Annotated in this window: 18 protein-coding genes; 10 read left to right on the top strand and 8 right to left on the bottom strand. The window is 63.8% G+C overall.

Annotation, left to right across the window (positions count from 1 at the left end):
• Position 1 precedes the first annotated feature (1 nt).
• From WH367_RS01875 to hemA, 3 genes are all read right to left on the bottom strand, one after another.
• Complete coding sequence (locus tag WH367_RS01875) at positions 2-2,038, bottom strand: PEP/pyruvate-binding domain-containing protein (RefSeq protein ID WP_339533950.1); 2,037 nt, start codon at positions 2,036-2,038, stop codon at positions 2-4.
• An 8-nt stretch (positions 2,039-2,046) separates the two neighbouring features.
• Positions 2,047-3,132, bottom strand: a complete 1,086-nt coding sequence (gene prfA / locus WH367_RS01870; RefSeq protein ID WP_339533948.1) for a peptide chain release factor 1 — start codon at positions 3,130-3,132, stop codon at positions 2,047-2,049.
• Positions 3,133-3,252: 120 nt separating this feature from the next.
• Positions 3,253-4,569, bottom strand: coding sequence for a glutamyl-tRNA reductase (hemA, locus tag WH367_RS01865; RefSeq protein ID WP_021027824.1), 1,317 nt, complete (start codon positions 4,567-4,569; stop codon positions 3,253-3,255).
• Positions 4,570-4,648: 79 nt separating this feature from the next.
• Between hemA and WH367_RS01860 the strand changes: the two genes are divergently transcribed.
• The 3 genes from WH367_RS01860 (at position 4,649) to WH367_RS01850 (ending at position 7,545) form a co-directional block, all read left to right on the top strand.
• Complete coding sequence (locus WH367_RS01860) at positions 4,649-4,927, top strand: hypothetical protein (protein WP_339533947.1); 279 nt, start codon at positions 4,649-4,651, stop codon at positions 4,925-4,927.
• Positions 4,928-4,995: 68 nt separating this feature from the next.
• Complete coding sequence (locus WH367_RS01855; RefSeq protein WP_339533946.1) at positions 4,996-6,435, top strand: hypothetical protein; 1,440 nt, start codon at positions 4,996-4,998, stop codon at positions 6,433-6,435.
• A gap of 135 nt (positions 6,436-6,570) precedes the next feature.
• Positions 6,571-7,545, top strand: coding sequence for a Bug family tripartite tricarboxylate transporter substrate binding protein (locus tag WH367_RS01850; protein ID WP_339533944.1), 975 nt, complete (start codon positions 6,571-6,573; stop codon positions 7,543-7,545).
• 81 nt (positions 7,546-7,626) lie between these two features.
• On the opposite strand, the gene ugpQ is transcribed toward WH367_RS01850, so the two are convergent.
• The 5 genes from ugpQ to ugpB all read right to left on the bottom strand — a co-directional run bounded on the left by ugpQ (position 7,627) and on the right by ugpB (position 12,737).
• Positions 7,627-8,400 (bottom strand): glycerophosphodiester phosphodiesterase, encoded by a 774-nt coding sequence (gene ugpQ / locus WH367_RS01845; RefSeq protein WP_339533942.1) that lies wholly within the window; start codon positions 8,398-8,400, stop codon positions 7,627-7,629.
• A gap of 115 nt (positions 8,401-8,515) precedes the next feature.
• On the bottom strand, positions 8,516-9,523 hold the full coding sequence (locus WH367_RS01840) for a sn-glycerol-3-phosphate import ATP-binding protein UgpC (RefSeq protein WP_021027829.1): 1,008 nt from the start codon (positions 9,521-9,523) through the stop codon (positions 8,516-8,518).
• A 54-nt stretch (positions 9,524-9,577) separates the two neighbouring features.
• Complete coding sequence (ugpE, locus tag WH367_RS01835; protein WP_021027830.1) at positions 9,578-10,426, bottom strand: sn-glycerol-3-phosphate ABC transporter permease UgpE; 849 nt, start codon at positions 10,424-10,426, stop codon at positions 9,578-9,580.
• Positions 10,427-10,428: 2 nt separating this feature from the next.
• Positions 10,429-11,310 (bottom strand): sn-glycerol-3-phosphate ABC transporter permease UgpA, encoded by an 882-nt coding sequence (gene ugpA, locus WH367_RS01830; RefSeq protein WP_027011101.1) that lies wholly within the window; start codon positions 11,308-11,310, stop codon positions 10,429-10,431.
• Between the two features lie 110 nt (positions 11,311-11,420).
• The gene (ugpB, locus tag WH367_RS01825; RefSeq protein WP_133858713.1) at positions 11,421-12,737 is read right to left on the bottom strand and encodes a sn-glycerol-3-phosphate ABC transporter substrate-binding protein UgpB; all 1,317 of its coding nucleotides are present in this window, start codon (positions 12,735-12,737) and stop codon (positions 11,421-11,423) included.
• 503 nt (positions 12,738-13,240) lie between these two features.
• Between ugpB and WH367_RS01820 the strand changes: the two genes are divergently transcribed.
• The 7 genes from WH367_RS01820 to ubiB all read left to right on the top strand — a co-directional run bounded on the left by WH367_RS01820 (position 13,241) and on the right by ubiB (position 22,489).
• Positions 13,241-17,152, top strand: coding sequence for an FAD/FMN-binding oxidoreductase (locus WH367_RS01820; protein ID WP_339533940.1), 3,912 nt, complete (start codon positions 13,241-13,243; stop codon positions 17,150-17,152).
• Positions 17,149-17,628: an HIT family protein gene (locus WH367_RS01815; RefSeq protein WP_339533938.1), complete on the top strand. Its 480-nt coding sequence runs from the start codon at positions 17,149-17,151 to the stop codon at positions 17,626-17,628. The genes WH367_RS01820 and WH367_RS01815 overlap by 4 nt, the downstream gene beginning before the upstream one ends.
• Before the next feature lie 103 nt (positions 17,629-17,731).
• Positions 17,732-18,148 carry a DUF971 domain-containing protein gene (locus tag WH367_RS01810; RefSeq protein ID WP_312988130.1) on the top strand — a complete coding sequence of 139 codons (417 nt, stop codon included), beginning with the start codon at positions 17,732-17,734 and terminating at the stop codon, positions 18,146-18,148.
• Between the two features lie 190 nt (positions 18,149-18,338).
• Positions 18,339-19,070, top strand: coding sequence for a bifunctional demethylmenaquinone methyltransferase/2-methoxy-6-polyprenyl-1,4-benzoquinol methylase UbiE (gene ubiE, locus WH367_RS01805; RefSeq protein ID WP_339533936.1), 732 nt, complete (start codon positions 18,339-18,341; stop codon positions 19,068-19,070).
• Positions 19,071-19,217: 147 nt separating this feature from the next.
• Complete coding sequence (locus WH367_RS01800) at positions 19,218-20,207, top strand: Tim44 domain-containing protein (RefSeq protein WP_339533935.1); 990 nt, start codon at positions 19,218-19,220, stop codon at positions 20,205-20,207.
• Positions 20,208-20,282: 75 nt separating this feature from the next.
• Complete coding sequence (locus WH367_RS01795) at positions 20,283-20,921, top strand: hypothetical protein (RefSeq protein WP_339533933.1); 639 nt, start codon at positions 20,283-20,285, stop codon at positions 20,919-20,921.
• Positions 20,918-22,489, top strand: coding sequence for a ubiquinone biosynthesis regulatory protein kinase UbiB (ubiB, locus tag WH367_RS01790; protein WP_021027839.1), 1,572 nt, complete (start codon positions 20,918-20,920; stop codon positions 22,487-22,489). Before WH367_RS01795 ends, ubiB begins: the two co-directional genes overlap by 4 nt.
• Positions 22,490-22,520 lie beyond the last annotated feature (31 nt).

The raw sequence follows: 22,520 nt of genomic DNA, 5'->3' as shown, positions 1-22,520 counted from the left end.
GCTAGTGGTTGGCGGCCTGCACAAAGGGCCGCGATTGCAGGACCAGGATCTGGTTATCGGCAATGGCCCATTCAATATCCTGGGTGCGGCCGCCAAACTGCTTTTCGATCGCAGCGCCGGCATCGGCCAGGCGTTTGACCAGGGCGTCGCTGAGCACCTGGCGCTGCGCCACGGCCACTTCCCGCACGCCACCGTCCGGCGCCAGGCGCAGCTCCGTGTCCTCGGCCGAGCGGCTGAGCACCTGCACGGCCTGGCTGCGGCGCGAGTACAGCACCTGCTCTGCCACGCGCCGGCCTTCCACCACACGGATGCCAATGCCGCGCTTGGCTGCGATAAAGACGCTGTGAGGGGTGCCGCCCAGCGGGTCGCGCGTGACCATCACACCCGAGGCCTCGGAGTCCACCGCCTGCTGCACCAGCACCGCCATCGCGACGGCGTCCTGCGCAATGCCGGCGGCACGGCGCGCCTCCCAGGCCTCGAAGTTGAAGACCGAGGCCCAGACCTTGCGTACGGCACCCTGCAAGGCTGCTTCGCCCTTCACATGGGGCACGGTGGTGTAGAGGCCCGCGCCACTGAAGCCGGGCAAATCTTCCGAGCTCGACGAGCTACGCACAAACACGCCGGCCTGCTGCAGCTGGCTGGTCCAGCGCGCCTGCAGACTCTGGGCAAAAGCGGCATCGAGCGGCATCTGTTCGATCTCGGCGCGCAGCGCGGCCAAGGCACGGCGGCGCAGGGCGGCATCGCTGTCAAAGCCGGGCTGCTGCTGCATGCGCGCCACTTTTTCTGCCAGGCCAAAACGCTGCATCGCGCTGGCATAGGCGCCAAAGGGCAGGCAAAAACCATCGGGCACCTGGACGCTGGCAATGCCCGCATGCCGCACTTCGCCGAGGTTGGCAGCCTTGGCGCCGCACTGGCGGCGGTGGCTGGCGCGCAGGATGGCGAGCGGCTGCAGCGTGCTGCTGCGCGTGTCCGTCTGGATGCTCGCGCCCGCCAGGCTGCGCTTCATGGCCCTGCGCTCCATGGCTTGGCGGCGTTCGGCATCGGTGGCGGCGCGCAGCTGGTAGTCCTTGGCGCTGACCGCCAAGTGCACCCATTGGCCGTTGTGCGCCGCCAGCAGCTGGCTGGCATCGCGCACATAGGCATTGGGCACGCCCCAGCCTTTGGCCAGCAGGTTCACGTGCGAGACCATGGTCGAGGGCTGCTCGGTCAGCACGCCTGCCACGGGCGGCAGCGCGATGGGCACCTGACGCAGCACGACGATGTCGCTGGGCTGCAGGTCATGGACTTGGTCGATATCGTCCACCAAATGCAGGCGGCCCACGGCCTGGCCCGGGTTCAGCGGCAAAAAGCGTTGCTGGCCGATCAACGCGCTTTGGGTGACTGCGGGGATGCCTGCAGTGGCAGCCACCTGCTCTTGCGCGCTGGCATTGGCCTTGAACTGCACCGCTGCAAAAAAGTGGCTGCGCAACTGGGCCTCGGTTTCACGCAGCAAACTGCCCGTCAGCTGGTCGCCTTCCCAGAATTCATAGACAAAGCCCTCGATCTGCGGCTGCCAGCTCAGGGTGCCCAGGATAAAGCGGCGCCCCGCGTCACGGTAGTTGCGGTTCAGCGCATCCTTGCCGCCACGCAGCAGGCCTTGCTCGCGCAAAAAGCGGTCGTGCAGCTGGTAACGCGGCGTGTTGATGAAGTACAGCCGCGCTGCAGGCCGGGCCTGGCGGTCGACCACAAAGATCACATGGGGCTGGGCCAGCGGCGTGCCGGCGTTGTAGACACGGGCCAGCTGGTCAAAGGCCGCTTGGCTCATCAGATCAGCGGCAAAGGGCTGGCTGCTGTGGTTGGCCATGGCCTGCGCGGGCCCGCTGCTGCCTGGCCTGGCGATCAGCTCCTGCGGCGCGCTGCTGGCGTTGCGGCCATCCTCATACATCGAGGGCTTGCGCGCCAACTGGGCCGAGGCGCTGCTGGCGGCCAGCGCCAGGGTCATGTATCCCGCCGCACGCCAGGCAGCGCGCAACGCAAAACCGGGGTGGTGGCTGGGCATGGCTGGCCTTATTGGTTGACTTCCAGCTCGGCCAGCAACTCAGCCTCGCGTTCGGACTGCAGCGCCTCCATCAGCTCGCTCAGGTCGCCATCCATGATGAAGCTGAGCTTGTACAAGGTCAGGTTGATGCGGTGGTCGGTGACGCGGCCCTGCGGGAAGTTGTAGGTGCGGATGCGGTCTGAGCGGTCGCCCGAGCCGATCAAGCCCTTGCGCATGGCGGCCTCTTTGGCGGCGCGTTCGCTGCGTTCCTTTTCCTGGATACGGGCCTGCAGCACCTGCAAGGCCTTGGCCTTGTTGCTGTGCTGGCTGCGGCCGTCCTGGCATTCGGCGACGATGCCGGTGGGCAAGTGGACGATGCGCACGGCCGAGTCGGTCTTGTTGATGTGCTGGCCACCGGCGCCGCTGGCGCGGAAGGTGTCGATGCGCAGGTCGGCCGGGTTCAGGGTGATGGCCTGCTGCTCGTCGGGCTCGGGCATCACCGCCACGGTGCAGGCGCTGGTGTGAATGCGGCCTTGGGTTTCGGTGGCGGGCACGCGCTGCACGCGGTGGCCGCCCGATTCAAAGCGCAGGGTGCCGTAGACGTTGTCGCCGCCGTCGACGCGCAGCACCACTTCCTTGTAGCCCCCCAGCTCGGCCTCGTTGGCGCTCATGATCTCGACCCGCCAGCCCATGCGCTCGGCGTAGCGGGTGTACATGCGGGTGATGTCGCCGGCAAACAGCGCCGATTCATCACCACCGGTGCCGGCCCGCACTTCGACAAAGGCGGGGCGGGCATCGTCGGGGTCCCTGGGTAGCAGCATGCGCTGCAGCTGGGCGGCCAGCTGCTCCAGCTCGGCCTCGCCGCTGCTGATCTCTTCGCGCGCCATGTCGGCCATGTCCGGGTCGGCCAGCATCTCTTTGGCGCCTTCGATATCGGATTCGATCTGCTGGTAGCGCGCATAGCGCTCGGCCACCGCGGCGACATCGGTGTGTTCGCGCGAGAGCTTGAGGAACTGCGGCATATTGGCCATGATGTCCTCGCGCGAGAGCAGAAAATTCAGCTCATTGAGGCGCTCGGCATAGCGTTCCAGCTGTTGGCGGAGAAAGTCTTTCATGGCGGTCTGGTAAGGCTGGGCCTGCGCCGGGGCTGCCGCAAATGCAGCGGTCAAACACGCAGGCCGAGAAAAGGAGGGGGAGCGGGGAGCGAGCAGGGGCGGCTGGGCCGCGCAGCGTCGCTACAAACCCGATTGGTGGCCGTTGCCACCGCCGCGCTGGCTGCGCAGGAACAGGCGCGAGACCATGTCCGCAGTCTGGGCACGCGCCTGGGCATCGCCCGCGTGCAGCTCGGCCATGGTGCCGTGCAGAATCTTTTGCGACAGGCCGCGTGTCAGCGCATCGAGCACCGCGTCCATGTCTTCGCCCTTGGCCAGGCGTTTTTTGGCGCGTTCGATCTCCAGCGCACGCCAGACATCGGCCTGCGCATTGATCTGCTGGATCAAGGGCACGGCGCCGCCTTCCGGAGCGCGCTGGTCCATCCAGTGCATGAAGCGCTGCACACCGGCATCGATGATGGTTTCGGCCTGCACGACGGCCGCCTGGCGCTGCTCCTGGCCGGCCTTGACCACATGGGCCAGGTCATCCACGGTGTAGAGGTAGACATCGCCCAGGTTCTTGACCTCGCCCTCGATATCGCGGGGAACGGCCAGGTCCACCATGAAGATCGGGCGGCGCTTGCGTTTTTTCAGGGCGCTCTCGACGGCGCCCAGGCCGATGATCGGCAGGCTCGATGCGGTGCAGCTGATGATGGCGTCGTATTCGTGCAGGTGGTCGGGCAGATCGGCCAGGCGCATCGTGCTGGCGCCAAAGTGGCCCGCCAGCTTTTCGCCGCGCTCCAGGGTGCGGTTGGCCACCGTGATGTGGGCGGGCTGCTTGGCCGCGAAGTGGGTGGCGCAAAGCTCAATCATCTCGCCAGCGCCGACAAACAGCACACGGATCTTGGTCAGGTCTTCAAACAGCTGGCCGGCCAGGCGCACGGCGGCAGCGGCCATGCTGATGCTGTGCGCGCCAATTTCGGTGGCGCTGCGCACTTCCTTGGCGACGGCAAAGCTGCGCTGGAAAAGTTGGTTGAGCGTGGTGCCCAGCGAGCCGGCTTCTTCAGCGGCGCGCACGGCATTCTTCATCTGGCCCAGGATCTGGGCCTCGCCCAGCACCATCGAGTCCAGACCGCTGGCGACGCGAAAAGCGTGGCGCGCGGCCAGGTCGTTTTGCAGGGTGTAGGTGTAGTTTTTCAGCGCCTCGGCGGGCAAGTCGCCGCTTTGGGCCAGCCAGCGCAGGGTGTGGTCAAGCGCCGGCTCTTGGGCGGCACAGTAGATCTCGGTGCGGTTGCAGGTGGACAAGATGGCCGTCTCCACACCGGCGTGGCTGTGCACACCCGAGATCGTGCTGCGCAAACTCTGCAAAGTTGGCGCAATCTTGTCGAGTGCAAATGCAAACCGGCCGCGAATGTCGACCGGTGCCGTCGTGTGGTTGATGCCCAGGGCCCAAACTGCCATGCCAGGGATTATAAAATCTCTGTAAATCCATTGCTTGTCGTATCAGTACCAGCTTGACTTATATCAACCTGTCCGCTCCATGCTTGCCACCACCAGCCTCTGGCACCTGCTGAACTTCTGTGCCCCGGCCGCTTTTTTGGCGCTGCTGCTGGTGCTCGCTCGCTGGCTGTTTGTACGCAAGGCCACGCCGCTGCTGCCCTGGTATGGCCAGCTGGCGCTGCATTTTCTGGTGGGCTGCGCTGCGCTCTTCGTCGCGCTGCTGTGGCAGGGCCGCGACGGCAGCCTGATGGGCTATGCGCTTTTGGTGATCGCACTGGCCAGCAGCCAATGGATGGTGCTGGGTGGCTGGCGGCGTTGATGCCGAGACTCCGGTTATTTCTGCGGCGCTAGCTATACGTTTCTTTACAATTCAGACATAATTGTGGGATGACCACCACAATGCCCTTGTCTGGCCACCGCTCCCGGTGGCTTTTCTGTATCTGCTGCCTCGTGGTGGGCGCGGCAGCTGCGGCGCTGGTCTGGGGCTCGCAGGCCTTGCTGTTTGCCGATACCAATGATTTCCAGCGCGTGGTGGGCCACCTCTACCTGACGCCGATGGGTGATGGCATCCACTGGGCACTGCCCGATCGGCCCTTTCGCACCCCGGGCAATCCGGAGCTGGCCTCGCACATGTTCACTTTTGCCGGCTGGGTGCAGCGCTTTATGTCCGGGAATATGTTTGACCTGTCGCGCACGGCGCTGGCGGCCAAGCTGCTGCTGCTCGCCTATGCCGCTGTGCTGGCCTGGCAATGCGCGGCGGCGCTGCAGCGTGGCGCGCTGGGCTGGTCGGCCATGGTGCTGGCCTGGCTGGCAGTGTTTTTCATGGCGCACAACATTGGCATGGCCCAATCCTTTTATGCCGAATACGCCTGCCTGATTGCGCTGCCGCTGCTGCTGCTGGGCCTGCTGGCCTCGCGCTGGGCTGTGCGGATGGTCGGCCTGGGCCTGGGGGCGCTGGTCTGCGGCCTGGCCAAGGTGCAGTATTTCTATGTGCCGCTGCTGGCGCTGTTGTGCGTCTGGGCGGGCAGCCGCTGGCAGCGCATGCTGCCGGATAAGGGCCTGCTCAAGCTGCTGCTGGCCGTGCAGGTGCTGTGCCTGGTGCCCTTGCTGATCGGCAAGAATGCGAGTCTCAATGCCTACCATGGCGTCTACCTGGGCTCCTACATGGTGCTCAGCCCGGCGCAGCTCGATGGCCTGGGTGTGCCCGCTGAGCGCCGGGACTGTATTGGAGTCGATGCCTGGGGCAATGCACTGTCGGGCCCCGGTGGCACCCAGGTGCAGCACACGGATCGCGATTGCTACCCTGTCACGCCCAAGCTGGGCAAGGGCGATGTGCTGCGGCCTTATCTGCACTATCCGCTCACCCTGTGGCGCCTGGCCCGCTTTGCGCTGCCCAGCCATTTCACGGTGCAGTACTTCCATGTGTTTCCCGGCAACTTCTACCTCCATCGCCACGACGGCGGCGCCCAACCGGTCACCGACCTGCTGCTGCGCATGAGCGCGCTGCGCGACCGCATCGTCACGCCGCTGGCGCCCCTCTTGCTGCTGGCGGCAGTGGCACTGTTTGCGGCCAGCCGCAGCCGCCAGGCCGGCCGCTTGCGGCCCCTGGCGGTGGGTGGCTTGCTGCTGGCGCTCCTGGTGGTCTCGCAGGTCATCATCGTCATGCTGGGCGAAGGCGTGCGCGACATGAGCAAGCACCTGTGGGCCGCGCAGCTGGCGCTGGACATGCTGGTGCTGCTGGTGGCCGTGCAAGGCCTGGGCTGGCTGTGGCTGCTGTGGCGGCGCAAGGCAGCGCCCGCTGGCGAGGCGGTGGCAGCTACCGCCTGACGGGTGCGGCGTCAATCCGAAAAAATGCGAGACAGACGCCGGTTGTAGAAGCGGGGTGTGCCGGTCATGATGGGTTTGCAGGCTGCGTTCGCACGGCCTGCCTCTCTACCGATAACAAACCCAAGGAGACACCGCATGAAGCACATCGCACACGCCTGCCTGGCAGCCATCACGGGGCTGGCGTTCAGCGCCGCGGCCCAGGCGCAGCAGCCTTTTCCGAGCAAGCCGGTGCGGGTGGTCATCGGCTTTCCCGCAGGCGGCCCGCTGGACCAGCATGCCCGCCTGCTGACCGACAAGCTCCAGGGCGTGCTGGGCCAGCCCATCATCGTGGACTACAAGCCCGGTGCCGGTGGCGCGGTGGGCGCGCAGGATGTCATGAAAGCGCCGGCCGATGGCTATACCTTGATGCTGGCCAATACCGGGGTGATGGTGATCAACCCCGCGCTCTACCCCAAGCTGCCCTACAGCACCTTGCGCGATTTCACGCCGGTGGCGCGCACGGCGATGCAACCCTTGGCCCTGCTGGTCAACAACAAGGTGCCAGCCAAGAACCTGCAGGAGTTCATCAGCTACGCCAAGGCCCACCCCGGCAAGGTCAACTTTGGCTCGGCTGGCAATGGCGGCATCAGCCACCTGGTGCCCGAGATGTTCAAAAGCGCCACCGGACTGGACCTGGTGCATATCCCCTACAAGGGCAGTGCGCCGGCCTTTACCGATCTGGTGGGCGGCCAGGTGCAGTTCATGGCCGAGAGCATTCCGCAGGCCGCTGCCTACCACAAGCAGGGCAAGGTGCGTGCGCTGGCCGTCACCAGCAAGGAGCGCAACCCGGCGCTGCCCGAGGTGCCGACGGCCATTGAAAGCGGGCTCAAGGGCTTTGAGGTCGTGGGCTTCTATGGCTTCCTCGCGCCCGCTGGTACGCCCAAGGAGGTGGTGAACCAGCTCAGCGCCGCCTTTGGCCAGGTGATGCAGATGCCCGATGTGCGCGGACGCATGGTGGAGCAGGGCGCCGACCCGGCCTTTCTCGGTGCCGAGGCGTTCAGCCAGTTCCTGGCCAGCGAGATGCCGCGTTGGGCCGAGGCGGTCAAGGCCTCGGGCACCAAGATGGACTGAGGCGCATCGCGCACAGACAAAAGCCCAGCCATGCCGGGCTTTTGTCTGGCTGTCAGCCAAAGCGCGATGGGCGCGATGGAATTACAGCAGCGGACCATCCTGGGCCGGACTGAACAGGTCCACCCGGTCGGTGATGATGCCGTCGGTGCCCAGGTCGATCAGGCGCTGCGCGGCCCATTCGTCGTTGACCGTGTAGCTGCTGCAGTAGAGGCCTGCGGCATGGACCTTGGCCACTAGCGCGGCATCCCAGAGCGCATGGTTGAGCACCAGCGCCTGGCAGTCCAGCTCCAGCGCCAGCTGCAGCTCGGCGTCGCCGCTGCCATCGGCCAGCTTGTCGACCAGCAGGCCGCGTGGGATATGCGCTGCCACTTCGCGCGCGCCGCGCAGCGAATCGGCCTTGAACGAGGTGAAAAGCGGCGGCACCACGGTTTGCGGCCAGATGCGGTTCATCAGCGCACCGGCTGCACGGCCTGTTTCCAGCTCCTGGCCGGGCGTGGGCTTGATCTCGACGTTCAGGAAAAGGTGGTTGGCCAGGCACCAGCGGGCCAGCGCCTCCAGGGTGGGCAGGTTCTCGCCGGCATGGCTGCGCGAATGCCAGCTGCCGGCATCGAGCTGGGCGAGCTCACCCATGCTCAGGTCGCTGCCGGTGCCCTGGGCATTGGTGGTGCGTTTCAGGTCCGCATCGTGCATCAGAAACAGCACGCCATCGCGGCTGAGCTTGGCATCGCACTCGAACATGCGGTAGCCGTGCGCGGCGCCCAGGCGGAAGGCGCTCATGGTGTTCTCGGGTGCCAGTTTGCCTGCGCCGCGGTGGGCCACCCAGCGTGGATAGGGCCAGTTGCTAGAAAGCGTCATATCAATCTCGATGAGAAAAAAGAAAAGCGCCACAAGTGCTGCACTTGGGCGCTGGTGTTCAAGCGTTCAGGTCAGGAGCCAAGGCGTGGCCGCTGTGCACATCGCCTTGCTGCGCTCAGATGCGCTTGCCGGTTTCTGCGTGGAACCAGTGCAGGCGGTCTTCGCGTGCGCTGATGCGCGCCACTTCACCGGGCTTGGGGAAGGGCGTGCCTTCTTCCACGCGCACGGTGACTTGCTCGCCGCCCACTTTGCCGTACAGCAGGCGCTCGGCGCCCAGCAGCTCCACGGTTTCGACCTGGAACTCCCAGCCACCCGAGGCCACCAGGTCGATGTGCTCGGGGCGGATACCCAGGATCTGACCGGCCTTGCCATTGGCAGAATTCTTCAGCAGGTTCATCGGCGGCGAGCCGATGAAGCCGGCGACAAAGGTCGATGCGGGCGTGTGGTAGACCTCTTCGGGCGTGCCGAACTGCTCTACATTGCCGCCGTTCATCACGATCATGCGCTGGGCCAGGGTCATCGCTTCGACCTGGTCGTGGGTCACGAACAGGCTGGTGATGCCCAGCTCGGCATGGAGCTTCTGGATTTCGATGCGGGTCTGGCCGCGCAGCTTGGCATCCAGGTTGGACAGCGGCTCGTCAAACAGGAAAACCTGGGGCTGGCGCACGATGGCGCGGCCCATGGCCACGCGCTGGCGCTGGCCGCCCGACAGCTGGCGCGGCTTGCGGTCCAGTAGGTGCGACAGCTCCAAAATCTTGGCAGCCTTGTCCACGCGGCGCTTGATCTCGTCCTCGGGCACCTTGGCGAGCTTCAGGCCATAGGCCATGTTCTCGTAGTTGCTCATGTGCGGGTAGAGCGCATAGTTCTGGAACACCATGGCGATGTTGCGCTTGGCGGGCTCGAGGTTGTTGACGATCTTGTCGCCAATCATCAGGTCACCGCCGGTGATTTCTTCGAGGCCGGCAATCATGCGCAGCAGGGTCGACTTGCCGCAGCCCGAGGGGCCCACCAGAACGATGAATTCACCGTCCTTGATTTCGGCATTGACGCCATGGATCACGGGCACGGCCGATTTGCCGGTGCCGTAGCGTTTGACAATGTTCTTGAGAGAGATGGAAGCCATAAGAAGGTTTCGTTGTATCGGTCAAAGATGGTGGAGGGACAAGATGGCGAGGGGTTACTTTTCGGTATCCACCAGACCTTTGACAAACCACTTTTGCATCAGCATCACCACCAGGGTCGGTGGCAGCATGGCCAAGATGGCGGTGGCCATCACGATATTCCAGTCCACAGCGGCTTCGCCGCCTGCCAGCATGCGCTTGATACCGATCACCACGGGGTACATGTCTTCCGAGGTGGTCATCAGCAAGGGCCAGAGGTACTGGTTCCAGCCGTAGATGAACTGGATCACGAACAGGGCCGCAATCGAGGTGCGCGACAGCGGCACCAGGATGTCCTTGAAAAAGCGCATCGCGCCGGCGCCGTCGATGCGTGCGGCTTCCACCAGCTCATCGGGCACCGTCAGGAAGAACTGGCGGAACAGGAAGGTGGCGGTGGCCGAGGCGATCAGCGGCAAGGTCAGACCGGCATAGCTGTTGAGCAGGCCGAGTTCCGCCACGACCTTGTAGGTGGGCAGAATCCGCACTTCAACGGGCAGCATCAGCGTGAGGAAAATCGCCCAGAAGCAGATCATCTTGAAGGGGAAGCGGAAGTAGACGATGGCAAAGGCCGACAGCAGCGAGATCGCGATCTTGCCGACGGTGATGATCATCGCCACCCAGAAGCTCACCCACATCATGTGCATGACATTGGTGTTGGAGCCCAGCTTGCCCGAGCCAAACAGCGCGGCCTGGTAGTTTTCCCAGAGGTGGGCGCCAGGCAGCAGCGGCATGGGAGACTGCACGATGGCATCGGCCGTGTGGGTCGATGCAATGAAAGCCAGGTACAGCGGGAAGGCCACAATCGCCACGCCGAGCACCAGCACGGCGTGCGAGAGGAAATTGAGCCAGGGATTGCGGTCAACCATGATCAGTACTGCACTTTCTTTTCAACATAGCGGAACTGCACCACGGTCAGCACGATGACGATCAGCATCAGCACGACGGACTGCGCTGCGGAGCCGCCCAGATCCAGCGCCTTGAAGCCGTCCTGGTAGACCTTGTAGACCAGGATCGAGGTCGATTGGCCGGGGCCGCCTTGCGTTGCCGCATCGATGATGCCGAAGGTGTCGAAGAACGCGTAGACGATGTTGATCACCAGCAGGAAGAAGGTGGTGGGCGAGAGCAGCGGCAGCTGGATGTTCCAGAAGCGGCGCCAGGGGCTGGCACCATCGATCGATGCCGCTTCGATCAGCGCCTTGGGGATGGACTGCAGGCCCGCCAGGAAGAACAGGAAGTTGTAGGAAATCTGCTTCCACACCGAGGCCATGACGATCAGCGCCATCGCCTGGTTGTCATTCATCATGTGGTTCCAGTTGTAGCCCAGCTTGCCCAGGTAATAGGTGACCACGCCGATGGATGGCGAGAACAGGAACACCCACAGCACGCCGGCAATGACGGGCGCAACAGCGTAGGGAACGATCAGCAAGGTCTTGTAGACCATCGCAAAGCGCACGATGCGGTCGGCAAAGATGGCCAGCACCAGCGAGATGGCAATGCCCGCGCCTGCGACCAGCACCGAGAACATGGCGGTGCGCTTGAAGGAATTCAGATAGGTGGGATCGGCGAACAGGTTGCGGAAGTTCTCCAGCCCCACCCATTCGGTGCTCATGCCGAAGGCGTCTTCCATCTGGAAGGACTGCAGCACAGCCTGGCCAGCGGGCCAGAAAAAGAAAATGCCAATGATCAGCAACTGCGGTGCAATCAACACCCAGGGCAGCCATTTAGAGCGGAAAAGTACGCGTTTTTCCATGATGGAGCTCAAAAACAAAAAAACCGCCGGGGCTGAGGACAGCCGCCGGGCGATGGCTCATCGACTGCGCCCGCCCCACGCGTGCAGGGTGGGCGCATGTGATGAAAGGATTAAGGCTTGTACGACTTTTCGAAGCGGGCCAGCAGTTCGTTGCCACGGCTCACGATGGAGTCCAGGGCTTCCTTGCCGGTCTTCTTGCCAGCCCAGACCTGTTCGAGTTCTTCGTCCTCGATGGTGCGGATCTGTACGTAGTTGCCCAGGCGGATACCACGCGAGTTGTCGGTGACCTTGCGGATCATCTGCGTCACGGCGGTGTCGGTGCCAGGGTTCTTTTGGTAGAAACCGGACTTTTCGGTCAGGTCATACGCGGCCATCGTCACAGGCAGGTAGCCGGTGCGCTGGTGCGAAGCGGCCTGCACCTTGGTTTGCGACAGGAATTCGAAGAACTTGGCCACGCCCTTGTACTCTTCGGATTTCTTGCCGGCCATCACCCACAGCGATGCGCCACCGATCACGGTGTTCTGAGGCGCGCCCTTGACGTCAGGGTAGTAAGGCAGGGGTGCCAGGCCGTAGGCGAACTTGGCGTTCTTGGCCACGTCGCCGTAGAAACCGGACGAGGTCTGGATCATCGCGCATTCACCGGCGGTGAACGAAGCCTGGGCGGTGGACGCACGGCCCTTGTAGACAAACTCACCGGCCTTGGCGGCAGCGGCCAGGTTGTCGATGTGCTTGACGTGCAGTGGCGAGTTGATCTTCAGGCGTGCCTTGTAGCCGTTGGCAGACAGGCCATTGTGCTCGGTCGCGAACTCGACGTTGTGCCAGGTGGAGAAGGACTCCAGCTGGGTCCAGCCTTGCCATGCCAGGGTCATCGGGCAGCTGTGGCCGCTTTCCTTGAGCTTCTTGGCAGCAGCGAACACTTCAGGCCAGGTGGTGGGCGCCTTTTCCGCGTCCAGACCGGCCTTCTTGAAGGCGTCCTTGTTGTAGTAGAAGATGGTCGTCGAGCTGTTGAACGGGAAGCTCAGCATCTGGCCGTTAGGCGCGGTGTAGTAACCGGCAACCGCTGGGATGTAGGCCTTGGGGTCGAAGGACACGCCGGCGTCGGACATCACCTTGCCCACGGGCACGGTGGCGCCCTTGGAGGCCATCATCGTGGCGGTGCCCACTTCAAACACTTGCAGGATGTGGGGCGCATTGCCCGAGCGGAAGGCGGCGATCGCTGCCGTCATCGACTCGTCGTACACACCCTTGAAGGTTGGCACAACCTTGTATTCCTTTTGGCTGTCGTTGAACTCCTTGGCCAGGTCGTTGACCCATTCGTTGTTCACGGCGGTCATGGAGTGCCACCATTGGATCTCGGTGACGGCATGGGCGGACAGGCTGGTAGTGGCTGCAATACCGGCAGCGATGACCAAACGCTTGAAGTGCATGAATGCTCCTAGGGGTTTATAAAACGCTCAAAAACGAATCGTATGTGGCGTTTGTGAATGTTCTGTGACGTTGTGGCATATCCGCTGGTTTTAGGCAACTGGGGAAAGCCAGCGCCCGTCTGCACAGCGTCAACAAATACAAGGCGTTACGATTGTAGTTCAGCCGCCATTCGTATTCGAGAGAAAAGTGTAACCTTAGGGGTTTAGACGCGACAGTGCTTTGGGGTTGTCACATGGGACTGTCAAACAGTTGTGGTAGAGGTGGGTGGGGGGTTCGAAATGCTCAATTTCGATCAAATAAGAAAAAATAGGAAAAAGTAGGCGCTGACGCAGGCGGGCGCCGGGATGGCTCCAGCGCCGGCAGGGGCCATGCGGCAAAGCCAGACTGCGGCGTACCATGTTTTAAAACGGGCAGCCATGCGTGCAAGCCCGGTGTCATAAAATCGGTGGCCCCACTGCTTACCCATAAAAGGGAGCGCCCGCTCCCGTACAGGTCCCCACACATGAACGCACCGATTGCGCTGGCAAGCTTGCAAGCACAGGTTGACGGGCCCGCCCGTCTCCGCGAGATCCCCTACAACTACACCTCGTTCTCCGACCGCGAAATCGTCATTCGCTTGCTGGGCGCGCAGGCCTGGGATCTGCTCGACCAGCTGCGCCAGGAGCGCAAGACGGGCCGCTCGGCGCGCATGCTCTACGAGGTGATGGGGGATATCTGGGTGGTGCAACGCAACCCCTATCTGCAAGACGACCTGCTGCACAACCCGGGCCGCCGCAAGCAGCTGGTGGAGGCACTGGAGCACCGCCTGGCCGAGGTGCAAAAGCGCCGCGCGCCCGCCGAGGACCCGGCGCGTGATGCGCTGGTGGGGCAGCTGATTGCCGCAGCACAGGTGGCAGTGTCCGAGTTCGACACCACCTTGCAGGAGGCCACCGAGTTGCGCCGCAAGGTGCAGCGCGTCTTCAAGCCGCTGACGGCGAAGGACAACGTCAAGTTCGACGGCCTCTCACGTGTGAGCCATGTGACCGATGCGACCGACTGGCGCGTCGAATACCCGTTCGTCGTGCTGACGCCCGACACCGAAGAGGAAATGGCCGTGCTGGTCAAGGCCTGTATCGGCCTGGGGCTGACGATTGTTCCGCGCGGCGGTGGCACCGGCTACACCGGCGGCGCGATTCCGCTGAGCTGGCGCAGTGCCGTCATCAATACCGAAAAGCTCGAGAAGATGTCCGAGGTGGAGATGGTGTCCCTGCCGGGCATCGACCACCTGGTGCCCACCGTCTGGTCGCAGGCCGGTGTCGTGACCCAGCGCGTGGCCGATGCGGCCGAGCGCGGCGGCTTTGTGTTTGCGGTCGATCCGACCTCGATCGAGGCCTCGTGCATCGGCGGCAATATCGCGATGAACGCCGGCGGCAAGAAGGCCGTGCTCTGGGGTACGGCGCTGGACAACCTGGCGAGCTGGCGCATGGTCACGCCCGATGCGCAGTGGCTGGAAGTCACACGCCTGGACCACAACCTGGGCAAGATCCACGACGCCGAGATGGCCAGCTTCGAGCTGAAGTACCTGGAGGCCGACGGCAAGACCCTGGTGCGCACCGAGCGCCTGGACATCCCCGGCTACAAGTTCCGCAAGGAGGGCCTGGGCAAGGATGTGACCGACAAGTTCCTCTCGGGCCTGCCGGGCATCCAGAAAGAGGGCTGCGATGGCCTCATTACCAGCGCGCGCTGGGTGGTGCACCGCATGCCCTCGCACACCCGCACCGTCTGCCTGGAGTTCTTTGGCAATGCCAAGGATGCCGTGCCCTCGATCGTCGAGATCAAGGACTATATGTTTGGCGAGCAAAAGCGCTGCGGCGTGCTGCTGGCCGGGCTCGAGCACCTCGACGACCGCTACCTGAAGGCGGTGGGCTATGCCACCAAGAGCAAGAAGCACGGCGGCCTGCCCAAGATGGTGCTGTTTGGCGACATCGTCGGCGACAACCCCGATGAAGTGGCGCGCGTGACCAGCGAAGTGGTGCGCATTGCCAACTCGCGCAGCGGCGAAGGCTTTATCGCCATCAGCCCCGAGGCGCGCAAGAAATTCTGGCTGGACCGCAAGCGCACCGCCGCCATCAGCCGCCACACCAATGCCTTCAAGATCAATGAAGACGTGGTGATCCCGCTGCCCCGCATGGCCGAGTACACCGACGGCATCGAGCGCATCAACATCGAGCTGTCGCTGAACAACAAGATCAAGCTCTGCGACGCGCTGCACGACTTTTTTGCCAAGGGCAAGCTGCCACTGGGTAAGCAGGATGACGCCAACGACATCCCGTCGGCCGAGCTGCTGGAAGACCGCGTCGCGCAGGCGCTGGTGCTGGTTACCGAGGTGCGCAACCGCTGGCAGGGCTGGCTCGATGGCGTGGCCGAGCAGTTCCGCCAACTGCAGGACCACAGCCTGCGCGCCAGCTGGAAGAACGATCTGCGCGCGCCGCTGGCCGCGATCTTTGGTGGCTCGGCCTATAAGCCGATCATGGACGAGGTGGTGGCCATCCACCAGCGCGTGCTCAAGGGCCGCGTGTTTGTTGCGCTGCACATGCATGCGGGCGATGGCAATGTGCACACCAACCTGCCCGTCAACAGCGATGACTATGAAATGCTGACCACCGCGCATGCCGCCGTGGCCCGCATCATGGCGCTGGCGCGCAGCCTCGACGGCGTGATCTCCGGTGAGCACGGCATCGGCATCACCAAGCTGGAGTTTTTGAGCGACGACGAGCTGCGTCCCTTTGCCGAGTACAAAGCCAAGATCGACCCGCACGGCCACTTCAACAAGGGCAAGCTGCTGCGCCCCGAAGAGCGCCGCCTGCTGCTGGAGCAGACCTATGCGGGCGACAAATCGCGCAAGTCGCTGATGTATGCCGATCTGACCAATGCCTACACGCCATCGTTTGGCCTGATGGGGCATGAGTCGCTGATCATGCAGCAAAGCCATATCGGCGCGATTGCCGATTCGGTCAAGGACTGCCTGCGCTGCGGCAAGTGCAAACCGGTCTGCGCTACCCATGTGCCGCGCGCCAACCTGCTGTATTCGCCCCGCAACAAGATTCTGGCGACCTCGCTCCTCGTTGAGGCCTTCCTCTATGAAGAGCAGACGCGCCGGGGCGTGTCGATCCGCCACTGGCAGGAGTTCGAGGATGTGTCGGACCACTGCACGGTCTGCCACAAGTGCGCCACGCCTTGCCCGGTCAAGATCGACTTTGGCGATGTGACGATGAACATGCGCAACCTGCTGCGCCAGATGGGCAAGAAGAGCTTCCGGCCGGGCAACAAGGTGGCCATGGCCATGCTCAATGCCACCAACCCGGACACCATCAAGCTGCTGCGCAAGACCATGGTGGGCGTGGGCTTCAAGGCCCAGCGCCTGGCGGTCGATGTGCTCAAGGGCTTTGGCAAGCGCCAGACCGCGCACCCGCCCGCCAGCGTGGGCACGGCGCCGCTCAAGGAGCAGGTGATCCACTTCGTCAACAAGAAGCTGCCCGGTGGCCTGCCCAAGCAGACGGCGCGCGCGCTGCTCGATATCGAGAACAAGGACTACGTGCCCATCATCCGGGACCCGAAGACCACCACCTCCGAGACCGAGGCGGTGTTCTATTTCCCCGGTTGCGGCTCCGAGCGCCTGTTCAGCCAGGTCGGCCTGGCCACACAGGCCATGCTCTGGCATGCCGGTGTGCAGACCGTGCTGCCGCCGGGCTACCTGTGCTGCGGCTATCCCCAACGCGGCTCGGGCCAGTTCGACAAGGCCGAGAAGATGATCACCGACAACCGGGTGCTCTTCCACCGCGTGGCCACCACCTTGAACTACCTGGACATCAAGACCGTGGTGGTGAGCTGCGGCACCTGCTACGACCAGCTCCAGGGCTACCAGTTCGACAAGATCTTCCCGGGCTGCCGCATCATCGACATCCATGAATACCTGCTTGAAAAGGGCGTGACCTTGCAGGGCAAGAGCTCCTACCTGTACCACGACCCCTGCCACACGCCGATGAAGCAGCAGGACCCGATGAAAACGGTCAAGGCCCTGGTGGGCGACAACGTGCTGAAGAGCGAGCGCTGCTGCGGCGAATCGGGCACCTTGGGTGTGACCCGTCCCGATATCTCGACCCAGATCCGCTTTCGCAAGACCGAGGAAATCCGCAAGGGCGAAGCGCAGTTGCGCGAGTCCGGCCAGGTGCAGGCCAAGGAGAACGTCAAGATCCTCACCAGCTGCCCCAGCTGCCTGCAGGGCCTCAACCGCTACCAGGACGATCTGCAAAACGGCCTGCTCGAAGCGGACTACATCGTGGTCGAGATGGCGCGCGAGATCCTGGGTGAGAACTGGATGCCTGAGTATGTGCAGCGTGCCAACCAGGGCGGCATCGAACGGGTGCTGGTATGACGGCCGCCCACGCCCACGCCAACGCTAACCCCGACTGCCCGCTGTGCCAGACCGAGGGCGGACGCCTGGTCTGGCAGGGCGCCCGGGGTGGCGCGCTGCTGCGCGTCATCCATGCCGACGAGGCCGGCTTTCCTGCCTTTTACCGCGTGGTCTGGGCTGCGCATGTGGCCGAATTCTCGGATCTGTCCGAGTCCGAGCGCCAGTGGTGCATGGATGCGGTAATGGCGGTGGAGCTGGCGCTGCGGGCGCTGGAGCCCGCACCGGCCAAGATCAACCTGGCGACCCTGGGCAATATGGTGCCCCATCTGCACTGGCATGTGATTGCGCGCTTCGCGGAGGACAGCCATTTCCCCGCGCCCGTCTGGGCGGCGGCCCAGCGGCCGCGCAATGCCGGGCTGGAAGCGGCGCTGGCCGCGCAACTGCCTGCAGCCGAAGCGCGCATGCAGGCAGCGCTGGAGCGCCTGCGTACGGCATAATTGCTATTGTTTTTGATAGCACGGCGCTGCCTTGCATGGAGCGCCCTGCGTTCATCTGGGCTGGGGCCTGCGGGCCGCTGCGCCTGGTTTGCAAAGGATTGACATGGCTGGCTTGAACCAGGATACCCCCACCCCGACCGCACTGACGGTGCATGGCGCAAGCCGCGTGCTGGAAGTGCAATACGCCGATGGCGCGGCCTTTCGCCTGCCGTTCGAGCTGCTGCGCGTGTACTCGCCGTCCGCCGAAGTGCAGGGTCATGGCCCGGGCCAGGAGGTGCTGCAGACCGGCAAGCGCGATGTGAGTATCGTCGCGGTGGAGCCGGTGGGCAACTACGCCATCAAGCCCATCTTCTCGGACGGCCATGAAAGCGGCCTCTACAGCTGGCAGTACCTCTACGAGCTGGGCAGCCGCCAAACCGAACTCTGGCAGGACTACCTGGACCGCCTGCAGGCCGCAGGCGCGGACCGCGACCAGCCCATGCCTGGCAAGGCCGGCAGCGCCTGCGGACACCAGCACTGAGCCAGCACTGGCCCTGATCACCGAATGGCCACGCGGTCATTCGGAAAAATTTTGTATTTAAAGCTATTAAACTTATAGCTTTGAGTATTCGCCACCATTGGCTTTGGGCGTTTTATGCATTGAACTGCATACCCTCGAATAATTCGGGGTATGGGGGTCGGACGTTACAGAGCTTGCTAGCATTCACACCATGAGTACCACCCACTTTGGATTTGAGACGGTTGACGAGAAGGACAAGGCGCGCAAGGTGCGCGGCGTGTTCGACTCGGTCGCGAGCAAATATGACGTGATGAACGACCTGATGTCCGGTGGCCTGCACCGGGTCTGGAAGCACTACACCGTCATGGTCGCCAACCTCAAGGAAGGCCAGCGCGTGCTGGACATCGCGGGCGGTACCGGTGATCTGTCGCTGGCCTTTGCCAAAAAGGTGGGCCAGAGCGGCCAGGTGGTGCACACCGATATCAACGAAGCCATGCTGCGCGTGGGCCGCGACCGCCTGATCGACAAGGGCCTGAACCTGCCCACCACGGTCTGCGATGCCGAGGCCCTGCCTTTCCCCGACCAGTACTTTGACCTGGTGAGCGTGGCCTTTGGCCTGCGCAACATGACCAACAAGGACCAGGCGCTCAAGGAAATGTGCCGCGTGCTTAAGCCACGCGGCAAGCTGCTGGTGCTGGAGTTTTCCAAGGTGGCCAAGCCGCTGGAGAAGGCCTACGACTTGTATTCCTTCCAGGTGCTACCACGTATAGGGCAGATGGTGGCGGGCGATGCCGACAGCTACCGCTACCTAGCCGAATCGATTCGCATGCATCCTGGCCAGGCCGAACTCAAGGCCATGATGCAAAAAGCAGGCTTTGGCCATGTGGACTACCACAATATGACGGCAGGGATTACCGCCTTGCATGTCGGGATCAAATGCTGAAGAAGTGAGATGCGATACCGGTCGCAAAGCCAGGCGCCTGCCCAGTGCCCAGCGCAATACAACACAACAGACCGGTGTTGCTGAGAAGTGGGCGTGGATGTAATAGCCGGCGCAAAGGCGTACCGGCCCTAACAAAACGGAGCAAATATGACAAAACTGTGGTCAGTGGTCTTGGTGGTACTGCTGGCATTTGTGCACCTCGATGCCGATGCCAAGCGCATGGGAGGTGGCAAGTCCATGGGCCAGCAGTCCGGCAATGTGACCCAACGGCAGGCGACGCCTGCGCAAGCGCCTGGCAACAATGCCACCGCGCCTGCGCAAGCCCAGCGCCCCGCCACCCCGAATGCCGCCCCTGCGGCCCCCAAGAAGCCTTGGGGCGCGATGCTCGGCGGCCTGGCCGCTGGTCTGGGCCTGGCCTGGCTCGCCCACTCGCTGGGCTTTGGTGAGGCCTTTGCCAACATGCTGCTGATTGGCCTGGCCATCATGGCAGTGCTGGCCATTGTCGGCTTTGTGATGCGCCGCAAGGGCGCCGCTGCAGCCCAACCTGCGCAGTCGCCCTTCGCCTTCCAGGGTGCTGGCAACGCCGTGCCGCAAGCGCCGGTCTCGGCTCCGGTGGCTCCGCAGTACAACCCTGAGAAGGTCGGTAACGACGCCTCGGCCCGCCCCTGGGAGCAGGGCGCTGCGCCTGCCGCCGCCGCTGGTGGCAGCATGATCGGTTCCGGCCTGGCCGGTGCCCAATCCTGGGGTGTGCCAGAAGGTTTTGATACCAATGGCTTCCTGGAGGCCGCCAAGCGCAACTTCGTGACCCTGCAGTCCGCCTGGGACCGCTCGGACATCAACACCCTGCGCTCGATGATGACCGACGACATGCTCGGCGAAGTCAAGGGCCAGCTGCAGGACCGTGAGCAGCACCGCGAAGGCGTGCAGCCCAACCAGACCGATGTGGTGATGCTCGAAGCCCAGCTGCTGGGTATCGAGGATGTGGGCAATGCCTACATGGCCAGCGTCGAGTTCTCGGGCATGATCCGCGAAGAAGCCCATGCAGGCCCCAGCCCCTTCCGCGAAGTCTGGAACATGACCAAGCCCAAGGACGGCACCAGTGGTTGGCTCGTAGCAGGTCTGCAAGCGCTGCAGTAAGCAAACCGTAAAACTCCACCGCTTTGCCTGTTAATGCTGACGACAGGCGGCGGACTTGGGGAATAATTGGGGACTATGGCAACACAGTCCCCTTTTTCTTTTCCGGGCGGCATTTTTGCGCGCATTCTGGAGTCGGCCCAACCCCCGCAGTGGCTGGTGTCGGAGGTGCAGCACCGCGTGGTGCTGTTCCTGAACCACGTGCTGATGCAGGAAAGTGCGGCCATGGAGCGCCTGGTGCGCCAAAGCGGGCGCGTCGTTCAGGTGCAGTGGCGCAGCATTGTGCTGGCGCTCAAGATCACGCCCGCCGGCCTGCTGGACCTGGCAGGCGCCCAGGAAACCCCCGATCTGCGTGTGCAGGTGGTCGATGACTCGCCGCTGGCCTTGGCGCGCGGCGTCATCCAGGGCGAGAAGCCCACCATCCGCATCGATGGCGATGTGCAGTTTGCCGCCGAGATCCAGTGGCTGGTCGACCATGTGCGCTGGGATGTGGAAGAAGACCTGGCCCGCCTGGTGGGTGACACCCCCGCGCATTGGCTGGCCCAGCTCGGCCAGCGCGTAGCGGCTGCGCTGCGCCAGTTCGTCAGCATGGGCGTGCGCACCGCAGACCGCTTTGGCGCCGGCCGCTCTGGCGCGCAGGCCCAGCCGCCTGCACCGCCCACGCCCCCCGGCTACGCTGCGGACAGCGACCCAGCCAGTGAGCGCAACGCGACATGAAGCGCTTTTTTCGCGGCTTCACCATTTTGTGGGTGGTCTGGCGCTATGGCTTGCACGACATGGTGCTGTCCAGCTTCAACCACCCCTGGCTCAAGGGCATCACCCGCGTACTGCGCATAGGCCGCAAATGGACCGAGCCGCGCGGCCAGCGCCTGCGCGAGGCGCTGGAGCAACTGGGCCCGATCTTTGTCAAGTTCGGCCAGGTGCTGTCGACCCGGCGCGATCTGCTGCCCCCCGATATCGCCGAAGAGTTGTCCCTGCTGCAGGACCGCGTGCCCTCGTTCGACCCGCGCATTGCAGTGCAGACCATCGAGCGGGCCTTCCGCAAGCCGCTGGCCGAGGTCTTTGTCAGCTTTGACGAAAAGCCCATTGCCAGCGCCTCGATTGCCCAGGTGCACTTTGCCACCATCCGCACCCGTGCGGGGGAGCTGCGCGATGTTGCCGTCAAGGTGCTGCGCCCGGGCATGCTGCCGGTGATCGACAGCGACCTGGCGCTGATGCGCACGATGGCCGAGCTGGTCGAGAAGTTCTCTGCCGACGGCAAGCGCCTCAAGCCGCGCCAGGTGGTGGCCGAGTTCGACACCTACCTGCACGACGAGCTTGACCTGATGCGCGAGGCCTCGAACGCTGCCCAGCTGCGCCGCAACATGGAAGGCCTGGACCTGGTGCTGATCCCCGAGGTGTTCTGGGATTTCTGCCACCAGGAGGTGATGGTGATGGAGCGCATGAATGGCGTGCCCATCAACCAGGTCGATACCCTGCGCGCTGCCGGTGTCGATATCCCCAAGCTCGCCCGCGATGGCGTGACCATCTTCTTCACCCAGGTGTTCCGCGACGGCTTCTTCCATGCGGACATGCACCCCGGCAATATCCAGGTCAGCCTGGAGCCCGAGAGCTTTGGCCGCTATATCTCGCTGGACTTTGGCATTGTCGGCACCTTGACCGAGTTCGACAAAGAGTACCTGGCGCAGAACTTCACCGCCTTTTTCCGCCGCGACTACAAGCGCGTCGCCGAGCTGCACATCGAAAGCGGCTGGGTGCCACCTGACACCCGGGTCGATGAGCTCGAAGCCGCCATCCGCGCGGTCTGCGAGCCGTACTTTGACCGCCCGCTCAAGGAAATTTCGCTGGGCATGGTGCTGATGCGCCTGTTCCAGACCTCGCGGCGCTTCCAGGTCGAGATCCAGCCCCAGCTGGTGCTGCTGCAAAAAACCCTGCTCAACATCGAAGGCCTGGGCCGCCAGCTCGACCCCGACCTGGACCTCTGGAGCACGGCCAAGCCGTTCCTCGAGAAATGGATGCTCGACCAGATGGGCCCCCAGCGCCTGTGGCGCGAGCTTAAATCCCAGGCGCCGCGCTACGCCAAGCTGCTGCCCGACATGCCCCGCCTGGTGCACCAGTACCTGGCGCGCAATGGCGGCGGCGGCCACCACGACGAGACGCTCAAGGAGCTGCTGGTGCAGCAGAAATTGACGAACAAGCTGCTGCAGATCATCATTTGCGGAGGCATTGGTTTTGTCCTGGGGCTGGTGGTGCTGCAAGTGCTCATCCGCATCCGACTTTTTTAAACCCTTAACCCTTACGCTTTGCAGGAGTGAC

This window comes from Comamonas sp. MYb21 (genome assembly GCF_037479395.1).
GTDB lineage: Bacteria > Pseudomonadota > Gammaproteobacteria > Burkholderiales > Burkholderiaceae_C > Comamonas.
This window is presented reverse-complemented; position numbering and strand designations above follow the sequence as displayed.